8 protein-coding genes are annotated in these 9810 nt (G+C 46.6%); 7 read left to right on the top strand and 1 reads right to left on the bottom strand.

Features of this window, described 5'->3' with window-relative positions; genetic code table 11:
* Positions 1-155 (bottom strand): ATP cone domain-containing protein (locus tag ACKI5G_RS09480; RefSeq protein WP_407399810.1); only part of this gene is annotated, 155 nt, incomplete at its 3' end.
* Positions 156-425: 270 nt separating this feature from the next.
* On the opposite strand from ACKI5G_RS09480, the gene pyk reads away from it, so the two are divergent.
* From pyk to ACKI5G_RS09445, 7 genes are all read left to right on the top strand, one after another.
* Positions 426-1844 carry a pyruvate kinase gene (pyk, locus tag ACKI5G_RS09475; RefSeq protein WP_407399807.1) on the top strand — a complete coding sequence of 473 codons (1419 nt, stop codon included), beginning with the start codon at positions 426-428 and terminating at the stop codon, positions 1842-1844.
* A gap of 176 nt (positions 1845-2020) precedes the next feature.
* The gene (secG, locus tag ACKI5G_RS09470) at positions 2021-2230 is read left to right on the top strand and encodes a preprotein translocase subunit SecG (protein WP_037329902.1); all 210 of its coding nucleotides are present in this window, start codon (positions 2021-2023) and stop codon (positions 2228-2230) included.
* Between the two features lie 62 nt (positions 2231-2292).
* Positions 2293-3057 carry an alpha/beta hydrolase gene (locus tag ACKI5G_RS09465; protein WP_407399805.1) on the top strand — a complete coding sequence of 255 codons (765 nt, stop codon included), beginning with the start codon at positions 2293-2295 and terminating at the stop codon, positions 3055-3057.
* A 539-nt stretch (positions 3058-3596) separates the two neighbouring features.
* Entirely contained in the window at positions 3597-5954 is a 2358-nt protein-coding gene (gene rnr / locus ACKI5G_RS09460; protein WP_407399803.1) for a ribonuclease R, read from the top strand.
* Positions 5955-6133: 179 nt separating this feature from the next.
* Positions 6134-6598 (top strand): SsrA-binding protein SmpB, encoded by a 465-nt coding sequence (smpB, locus tag ACKI5G_RS09455; RefSeq protein ID WP_407399801.1) that lies wholly within the window; start codon positions 6134-6136, stop codon positions 6596-6598.
* 266 nt (positions 6599-6864) lie between these two features.
* The gene (gene pfkA / locus ACKI5G_RS09450) at positions 6865-7842 is read left to right on the top strand and encodes a 6-phosphofructokinase (protein WP_407399799.1); all 978 of its coding nucleotides are present in this window, start codon (positions 6865-6867) and stop codon (positions 7840-7842) included.
* Between the two features lie 67 nt (positions 7843-7909).
* Complete coding sequence (locus ACKI5G_RS09445; protein ID WP_407399797.1) at positions 7910-9613, top strand: methyl-accepting chemotaxis protein; 1704 nt, start codon at positions 7910-7912, stop codon at positions 9611-9613.
* Positions 9614-9810: the final 197 nt, after the last annotated feature.

Raw genomic sequence — 9810 nt, 5'->3', positions numbered from 1 at the left:
ATATTTTCCCAGTTCTCAATGGCGGACTCCACCTGGTCCACAACCTTCTGAATATCCCTTGTAGACAAGGAGTCATTTACAGCCTTGCTGGCTCCTGCAATGGCGTTGAAAATTTTGGAGGAATCGTAGTCCACCACAACGCCGGAGCGCTTCATAACATGCTTTAACTTCATATATCAACACATTCCTTTCATGTATAGCCTTCCCCTTTGGGGAAGGTCCCTCCACAGGAGGGGGATGAGGTTTAAAAAACTATCCTATATAGAATATACCAAACAACAATGAATAACAATTCTTGATTTTTTACCGTGTTTGTGCTAGACATTCGTGGTACAATAGAATAGAATGTATAGGCTGACCATAATAGCTTTTTATTACTATTTTAAGATACATAAACAAAAATAATGTAAGGAGTGTGCTGAGCAATGTTTAAGAAAACCAAAATCGTTTGTACCATGGGGCCTACCACTGATAAGCCTGGAGTTATTGAAGAGCTGATGAAAAACGGCATGAATTGCGCCCGTTTTAATTTTTCCCATGGCGACCATGCAGAGCAGCTGGGGAGAATCGAGAAAGTTCGTGAGGCGGCCCGACACACCGATACCATTATTCCGCTTCTGTTAGATACCAAGGGTCCTGAGATGCGTCTTGGTTCCTTTAAGGATGGCAAGGTTCAGCTGGTCAAGGGAAACACCTTCCGTCTTACCCAGTCCGATGAGCCAGGTGATGAAAACGGGGCTCCTATCAGCTACAAGAATCTTTATCAGGAGGTTAAGCCTGGTGACACCATTCTCCTTTCCGACGGTCTTGTAGGTCTTAAGGTAAAAGAAATTGATGGCCAGGACATTGTAACTGAAATTCTCAACAATGGTCCAATGAGTACCCGTAAGCGTGTGGCTGTACCGGGAGTAGCTATCGGCTTGCCACCGATTTCCGAGCAGGATGAAAAGGATATCCTCTTTGGTATTGAGCACGATATGGATTTTGTGGCAGCTTCCTTTATTCAGCGTGCCAGCGATGTGGAGGCCATCAGAAAGCTCATAAAGGACAATAACGGCCACATGGAAATTATTGCCAAGATAGAAAATCTTGAGGGCGTAAAGAATATTGATGCCATTATCGCTGCTGCCGATGGTATTATGGTAGCCCGCGGTGATTTGGGTGTGGAGATTCCTGCCGAGGATGTTCCTGTTATTCAGAAGGATGTTATCGCCAAGTGTAACAAGGCTGGTAAGCTGGTAATCGTTGCCACCCAGATGCTGGAGTCCATGACCAGCAATCCTCGTCCAACCAGAGCCGAGGTTTCTGATGTTGGTAATGCGGTATTCGATGGCACCGATGCCATTATGCTCAGTGGTGAAACTGCCAGTGGTGATTACCCGGTGGAGGCTGTGCAGACCATGAGTACCATTGCCAAGCGCATTGAGGAGTCCATACACTACGAGAACCGCTTCATTACCAAGGGTATGGAGCATAAAAAGAGCATTACTGATGCAGTGGCCCATTCCACTGTACAGCTGGCCTACGAGCTGGATGCTACTGCTATTATCACTCCAACCGAGACTGGCTTCACCACTCAGATGGTGTCAAAATATCGTCCACAGGCAACTATTATCGCCTATGCTTCCACCTCCAAGGTAGCCCGTCAGCTGAACCTTCGTTGGGGCGTACAGCTGGTTAACGGCCGTATTTGGGATGATGAGCCAGATCGTACTGGTGCCTCCATTGCGGCAGCTCTTCGCTCCGGCTTAGTCAACAAGGGTGATATTGCCGTGGTAACCTCCGGCATAAACATGAGCAAGGGTAACAACACAAATAAGATCCAGATCAGAACCATCGACTAATCCATCTCTTGTATTTAATAATGTTTTGTGTTATGATGTAACGAGTTTGACACGATATTTACTCGTTGAAACGCTATAAGGTAATTTTCCTCATAAAAATGAGGAAAAATTTGAAAAATTGCGTTATAATCTACTTTGAGATGGAATAGGAGGTCCGTAGAGTGCTTACGGTTTTGATGGTAATAGATGCATTGGTAGCTATCGTTCTGATTGGTTCAGTGTTAGCTCAGTCTCCAAAGTCTGCAGGTATGGGCCTGGGCGGCGGTAGTGACACAGTATTCAGCAGCAGTGCCCGCGGTATGGATGCACTTCTGGCAAGAGTAACTGTAGTCTTTGCGATTCTTTTTGCAGTAATCACTTTAGTGATTGCCAAGATGACCATGTGATTTGACACAAGACGCTTACTATCCATCATAGTTTCTATGGTAGGTAGTAGGCGTTTTTTATTTTGAATGAAAGGATAACCAGCATGATTATTAACGGCGGCGAGCCTTTCTTCCTAAAGGGAGGCCCACATGGCATACTTTTAATCCACGGTTTCACCGGAGTTCCGGCAGAAATGCTTTTGTTGGGCAGATATCTTAATGACAAGGGATACACCGTGCTGGCGGTACGTCTGGCCGGACATGGCACCACCACCGAGGATATGGCTCACATGACCTCGGAGGATTGGTATGATTCAGTGTGCGATGGTTATTCCATATTAGCTTCTATTTGCGAAAAGATTTCCGTGGTGGGACAGTCCATGGGGGGCTTGCTCAGCATTCTTCTTGCTGCCAATGCCAACGTAAAGTGCTGCTGTACCTTGGCGGCCCCAATATTTATTCATGAGGATAAGCAGCTTTATCGTCTGCCGGCAAAGGAATATTGCAAGAATAAATACTGGCCTAAAAAGAAGCGGATGCATTTTGATGTGCCACAGGTTTGTAATGCTTCCTACGGTGAGTATCCAATGGTGTCAGTACATGAGCTTTTGGACCTTATTGACAGAACCAAGCGGGAGCTGCCGCGGGTGAAATGCCCTATGCTGGTAATGCACAGCCACGGCGATCATACTGCCCGTGACCGCAGTGCAAATAAGATTTATGATTTGTCCGGAAGCTATGAGAAGGAACTGATATGGCTGGAGGAGTCCGGGCATCTGATTACCATAGGGTGTGAGCGTGACAAGGCCTTCGAGTTAGTTGACGAGTTTATAAGAGAGCATTCATAGAAATATAATATTTTCGATAGGGGCATTGCTTTCAGCAGGGACTCAGGGCTAAGCAAGATGAAAGCATACGGGCTTTCATCTGCCCTTACACGCACACTAAGCTTACACTGCGCCCATCGGCTTGTGTTCGCTAAGTGTTTATAGTAAAACTATTGTTTTGCTTTTAATTAGTCAGCAAGAAAAATCCAAACTCGCTTCGCTCAAACAGTGGATGTTTTCTCGCTGTGTAAGAATGCAAAAAATAGTTTCTTAACGCCCCTCGCCCAACGCTTCAAGCAATTGCCCCATTCGAAAATAGTATATGGCAGTGGATTGTTGAGTTGAACATTTAGTCTCAGTACGTTAAGAAACTTTTTATTGCTATACCTTGATTATAGTGGTAAAAATCATTTGTTTGAGCGACGCGAAGCTAGTGCTGTAAGTGCGAAGCGAGTTATGATTTTTGCCACTATATAAGAGCAAGAAAAAGTTTTAGTGATGAGACGGCGTGAAACTCAGCAGTCCTCTGCCATATAACTACATTTAAAGAAAGATAAATTATGAAGAGAAAATTACAACATAAGAAAATAGATAAAAAAATAAAACAGGTAAAAACGAAGATTACACATAGGGAGCCGGTGGCAGAGGAGCTGGTTACAGGCGTGCTGTCCTTGTCCTCCCGTGGCTTTGGCTTCGTAACCCCTGAGGGAAAGCAGAAAAATGAGGATGATATCTTCATTTTGAAGAGCGGCCTTCATACCGCCATGAACGGGGACACCGTGCAGGTGCGTCTTTTTCCTCAATATGCCGTTACTCCCGGTCGTTCCAAGGAGGGAGAGGTATATAAGGTTATTGAGCGGGCCAACAGCAAAATCGTTGGTATTTTTTCCGCCAGCCGAAACTTCGGCTTTGTGTCCCCGGATGATACCCGTATAAAAGAGGACATTTATATTCCTTCCGGGCAATTTTTAGGGGCCAAAACCGGTTACAAGGTGGTAGTGGAGGTTTCCCAATGGCCCGAGGGCGGCAAAAAGGCTGAAGGCCATATTGTGGAGGTGCTGGGGAAATCTGGTGCTCCCGGGGTGGATATTCTTTCCATTATGCGTCAGTATGATTTGGCAGAGGAATTCCCTGAGGTGGTTCAGCAGGCTGCTAATGCTGTGGAGCAGTCCATAAATGCCGAGGAGCACATTGGCAAAAATGGCCGTGAGGACCGCAGACAGCTTAAAATTGTCACCATTGACGGTGAGGATGCCAAGGATCTTGATGATGGCGTTTATGTGGAAAAGCACGATGACGGCAGCTTCTTCCTTGGAGTTTACATTGCGGATGTAAGCTGGTATGTGCGGGAAAATCAGCCACTGGACATCGAGGCTCAGGCCAGAGGGACCTCTGTATACCTTGTGGACCATGTGGTACCAATGCTTCCAAGGGAGCTTTCCAACGGCATTTGCAGTCTTAATGCAGGAGTTGACCGTCTGTCCATGGCCTGTGAAATGGAAATCAGCCCTGAGGGCAAGGTGACTAAATACAAGATTTTGCCAGTGGTGGTTCATGTATATCGCCGTTTGACTTATACCTTGGTAAACAAGATTTTGGTGGATAGGGACAAGGATTTCTGCCAGGACAATGAGGATATTTTGCCACTTCTCTATAATCTGGAAGAGGTGCGCAATGCCATGTACAAATATCGCCATAATCGTGGCGCCATTAATTTTGAGGTGCCGGAGATAAAGGTGAAGCTGGACGAAAATGGCAGGGCTGTGGGCCTTAAAAAGCGTGTCAGCAATCTGGGTGAGTCCATTGTGGAGCAGTGTATGTTGGCGGCTAATGAGACTGTGGCGGAGCACATGTGCCGTCGTAAGCAGCCATTTATGTACCGTATCCATGAAACACCTGAGCCAACGAAAATCGAGGCATTAAATCGCCTTATGGGTACTTTTGGACTGCATTTAAAGACCTCTGCAGAGGGAAATATCCGTCCAAAGGAGCTTCAGATTGCCCTTGAAAAAATAGCGGGGAAGCCTGAGGAAAAGATTTTGGGCACTGTATCTCTCCGCTCCATGCAGCAGGCGAGATATGCTGCGGAAAATGAGGGCCATTTCGGCCTCGCTGCGGAATACTATACCCATTTCACTTCTCCTATCCGCCGCTATCCCGATTTAATAGTTCATAGACTCCTTAGGGAGAGCTTTACCACAGGAAGCATTCCAAAGGCACGCCGGGAGCAGCTGGTTCAGAAGCTGCCGGAAATGGCTGAGCATGCCTCCAAGCGGGAGCGGGTGGCAGTATCTGCAGAGCGGGATACCACCGATCTCAAGAAGGTAGAATACATGGAGCAGTTCGTGGGTGACACCTTTGAAGGGGTCATCAGCAGCGTTACCGGCTTTGGTTTCTTTGTGGAGCTAGATAACGGCGTGGAGGGGCTGGTTCATATGACTACCCTGAAGGACGACTACTACGACTATGTGGAAAACCGCTACGCTTTGGTGGGGAACCATCATCATCGCAGCTACCAGCTGGGAGATACCGTGGAGGTTATTCTTGTAAGGGCCAGCGTGGAAGAAAAAGCCCTGGACTTCGTGGTGAAGGATAACTGCGACCCGCGGGCCTTACGAATGGAAAACTCCACAGACCGTAAGCCACGGGAAAAGACTTCCGGCAAAAAGTCCAAGGAAAAAACAAGCAAGGTCGGTAAGGCTGGTAAAAAAACTGGCAAGTCAGATAAAATATCCGCCAAGAAATTCGACCGCAAAAAAACTGCCAAAGAAAAGAAGCAAAAGGAAGCCAAGGAAAAGCTTGAAAAGGCTGTTTATGCAAAACCTAAAAAGAAAACAAAAGCTTCTAAGCGCAACAAACACGACCACAAGTCAGTGAAGAAAAGAAAAAATAAAGACAGTATAATAGTTGAGATATAATATAATTGCTCAGTAGTGGTCTATATGAGGACATATTTTACCTTGGTACTTAGTGAATTCAAGCTGAAAGCGCAGAATGAGCTTAGTACCACTAGGTAAACTAGAGAGCGCAAGCGTTCCGAATATAGACCACTGCAGAGCTTAACGGAAAGCTTATTTTATGGAGATTTAGAACTTTTATGGGCAAAAAAAATCAAGGCACTAAAATAGTCTGTGAAAACCGCAAGGCCCGCCATGACTATTTTATTCACGACACCTTCGAAGCAGGGCTGGTTCTCCAGGGAACCGAAGTAAAATCCCTGCGTGAAGGCAAAGCAAACCTTAAGGACAGCTATGCCGAAATAAAAAACGGCGAAATATTTATTGTAAATATGCACATCAGTCCTTACGATCACGGAAATATTTTTAATCACGACGAACGCAGGCCACGCAAGCTGTTGATGCATAAACAGGAAATAATAAAATTATTTAGCAAGACCCGTGAGAAGGGTTTTACCATAGTTCCGTTGAAAATATACTTCGTTAGGGGCAGAGCAAAAATTGAAATAGCTCTGGCCAGCGGTAAACACAACTATGATAAACGTCAGGATCTTAAGGATAAGGCTGTAAAGCGCGATATGGAACGAGATCTGCGTGGTAGATAAACTATTAATTCACAGAAGAATTTTTGTTATGGGCAATTGCTTGAAGCGTTGGGCGAAGTGCGTTAAGAAACTATTTTTTGCATACTTACACAGCTAGAAAACATCCACTGTTTGAGCGACGCAAAGCTAGGCCTGTAAGGGCAAAGCGAGTTTGGATTTTTCTAGCTGACTAATTGAAAGCAAAACAATAGTTTTAGCACTGAGTCCCTTGCTGAAAGCAATGCCCATAACGAAAACTATATGTAGTAAAAGGGGGAATCCACACCATGTTACATAATATAGCAGTATTGACCAGCGGCAACGACTGCCCAGGCATGAACGCCTGCATTCGTGCAGTTGTCCGCACCGCAGTCCATCAGGGCGTCCACATCTGGGGCGTTCACAACGGCTACAAGGGACTTGTTAATGACGAAATCGAAGAGCTTAACACCCGCAGTGTAGGCGATATGATTCAGCGGGGAGGCACCTTCCTGGGAATAGCCCGCAGCGGGGAGTTCTTTGAGGAGGATGGCCGTCGTCAGGGCTATGAGAATTTGAAAAAGCATGGTATCGAAGGCCTTATCGTCATCGGTGGCAGTGGCAGCATTAAAGGTGCCGCCACTATGAGCAAGGAATTCGGTATGCCGGTTATTGGTATTCCGGCCACCATTGAAAATGATGTGTGGGGCACTGATTACACCATTGGCTCCGATACAGCGGCAAATACAGTGGTGGATGCCATAAACAAGCTCCGCGATACCGCCTGTGCTCATCGCCGTATAGTGCTTATTGAGGTAATGGGCAAGACCTCCGGCTGGCTGGCCATGACAGCTGGTATCGCCGGTGGTGCCGAGTATGTACTGGTGCCTGAAACCAAGTCCAACATTGACCAGATTTGTGAGGAAATCCGTGCAGATTATGCCAAAGGGAAAAAGTATAGTCTGCTGGTGGTTGCTGATGGAGCCCTGAAGGGAATGAGTGTCACCACCACAGAGCTGGGCAAGCAGATTCAGGAGAAAACAGAGATTGACACCAGAGTTACTGTTCTGGGGCATATCCAGCGTGGCGGCTCACCTACAGTGGAAGACCGCATAAATGCCAGCATGCTGGGGGAGAAGGCTGTACTGGCAATGATTGAGGGGAAGAAAGATGTGGTAGTAGGATTTGATACAGGGGTTGTGGTAGAGATTCCTATTGACGAGGCCACTAATAATAGAAAGACTCTGGATACAGAGTTTATCAGACTTTCCAAGGTTTTAGCTTAAAAAATTAAAATAAAAAAGAATGGAATAGGGAGAGGACAGTTTACTATTCCACGAGGGGGAAATTTAGGTGAACAATTTAAAGGTAACAGTCAAGATTTTGATCTTGGTGGCAATCAGTATTGTAGGTCTGTTGTTTGTGGGGTATAGGGGGTATTCTTCCATAGACAAGGCTGCTGGGGAGCTGGATTTCCTTTACGCCAGAGAGCTTCATAGCGTAAATATGCTGGGCAGCTGTACTGAGAAGATGAGAACCATTCAGGTTCGCTCCATGCAGGCTATTGCCGATCCGTCCCGCTGTGATGAGGTTAAGAAGTCACAGGCCAAGGATATTGCTTCCTTTGAGGAAGAGATAAATGAATACGCCGCATTGGTAAAGGACAACCCGGCAACTGATGCCAAGGTCAAGGAAATGATGGGGACCTGGAATAAGTTCAAGACCTCTTTGCCAGCAGTAATTGATGCCGTTAAGGCTGGTGGCTCCGAGGCTGGTACCGCTGAGTACAATCGGGCTGGTAAGGATGATACCACTAAGCTCCGCGATCAGTTGAAGGCTTTGACCAAGGACGCTGTGGAAGAAGCTGCTGCTGTTAATGCCGCTAATCAGGAGGCCAGCGCCAGTGCTACCCGTACCATGGTTATCAGCATAGTAGCGTGCTTCGTATTGCTGCTCTTCGTAAGCCTGTATATTATCAGGGTAATTAAGGCTCCGCTTGTGGAAATGATTGATACCTGTAATCGCCTGAAGTCCGGTAATTTCGTAGTTCAGGGACAGGCTTCTTCCCGTGGTGATGAGTTCGGTGATGTGGAGCGTGCTCTCTTCGAAATGTCCAAATCCGTAAATTCCTTCCTTAGTGAAGTGTCCAAGAGTGCGGAGCAGATTGCTTCTGCTTCTGAGGAGCTCACCGCCAGCTCCATGCAGTCTGCTGATGCAGCTGTATCCGTAGCCCAGTCCGTTACCGGAGCTGCCGAAATCGTTGAAAAGCAGCAAGAAGCTGTAGACAAGGGTAGCTCTGAAGTTACTAAGATCAGTGATTCCGTTGAAAATATCAGCAAAGAGGCTGAGAATGTTGCAGATAAGTCCAGACAGGCGGCCGAAAAGGCTTCTGCCGGTACTGTGGAGGTTGGCAGCTCTGTTAAGCAGATTCATAGTGTGCGTCAGAGTTCCGAATATGCTTCTCAGCTGGTAGACAAGCTGGGTGAGCGTTCCCAGGAAATCGGTGCCATCGTAGATACCATTTCCGATTTGGCTGGCCAGACCAACTTGCTGGCATTGAATGCCGCTATTGAGGCAGCCCGTGCCGGTGAACAGGGCCGCGGCTTCGCTGTAGTAGCTGAGGAAGTAAGAAAGCTGGCAGAGCAGTCCGGAGAGGCAGCTCAGCAGATAGCTCAGCTTATCAGTGGTATCCAGAACGATACCAGCAAGGCTGTGGATGCCATGGCCAAGGGAAATGATGCTGTTATCGAGGGTACTAAGTCTGTTGAAGGTCTTAGTCAGGTATTTGATGAAATCGCCGGCATTGTAAATCAGGTCAGCGACAATGTTAATCATATGGCCGAGACAGTTCAGATAGTTGCCCGTCAGGCAGAAGGTATCAGCGGCGAAATGAACGAAATCGATGCCGGTGCCCGCCGCGTAGCTGACGAAATGCAGTCCGTATCCGCTGCTACTGAGGAGCAGTCCGCATCCGCTGAGGAAATCGCCTCCGCATCCGATGCGTTGGCCAAACTGGCCCAGGATGTACAGACTGTGCTGAGGAAGTTTAAATTTTAAAAAATAAATACAACAACTAAAATAAAATTAAAAAAGGAACTCAAATTTGAGTTCCTTTCAGACTGTAGACAAATAAACAAGCCTGCCCCCATTAATGGTATAATTAACATTAATGGGGGCATGTTTTATGTATAGAAAGAAAAACCGTGAATTACAGTCACAAATCCAATTCATATCACTTGAAGACCTTGTTCCTA

Source organism: Anaerovibrio sp., from assembly GCF_045637405.1.
Classification (GTDB): domain Bacteria; phylum Bacillota; class Negativicutes; order Selenomonadales; family Selenomonadaceae; genus Anaerovibrio.
The sequence above is the reverse complement of the archived record's forward strand: the minus strand, read 5'-3'. Positions and strand labels throughout refer to the sequence as shown.

Coding starts and splice junctions, on each gene's coding strand:
- pyk (WP_407399807.1), top strand. CDS start 426: ATGTTTAAGAAAACCAAAATCGTTTGTACCATGGGGCCTACCACTGAT.
- secG (WP_037329902.1), top strand. CDS start 2,021: ATGGTAATAGATGCATTGGTAGCTATCGTTCTGATTGGTTCAGTGTTA.
- rnr (WP_407399803.1), top strand. CDS start 3,597: ATGAAGAGAAAATTACAACATAAGAAAATAGATAAAAAAATAAAACAG.
- smpB (WP_407399801.1), top strand. CDS start 6,134: ATGGGCAAAAAAAATCAAGGCACTAAAATAGTCTGTGAAAACCGCAAG.
- pfkA (WP_407399799.1), top strand. CDS start 6,865: ATGTTACATAATATAGCAGTATTGACCAGCGGCAACGACTGCCCAGGC.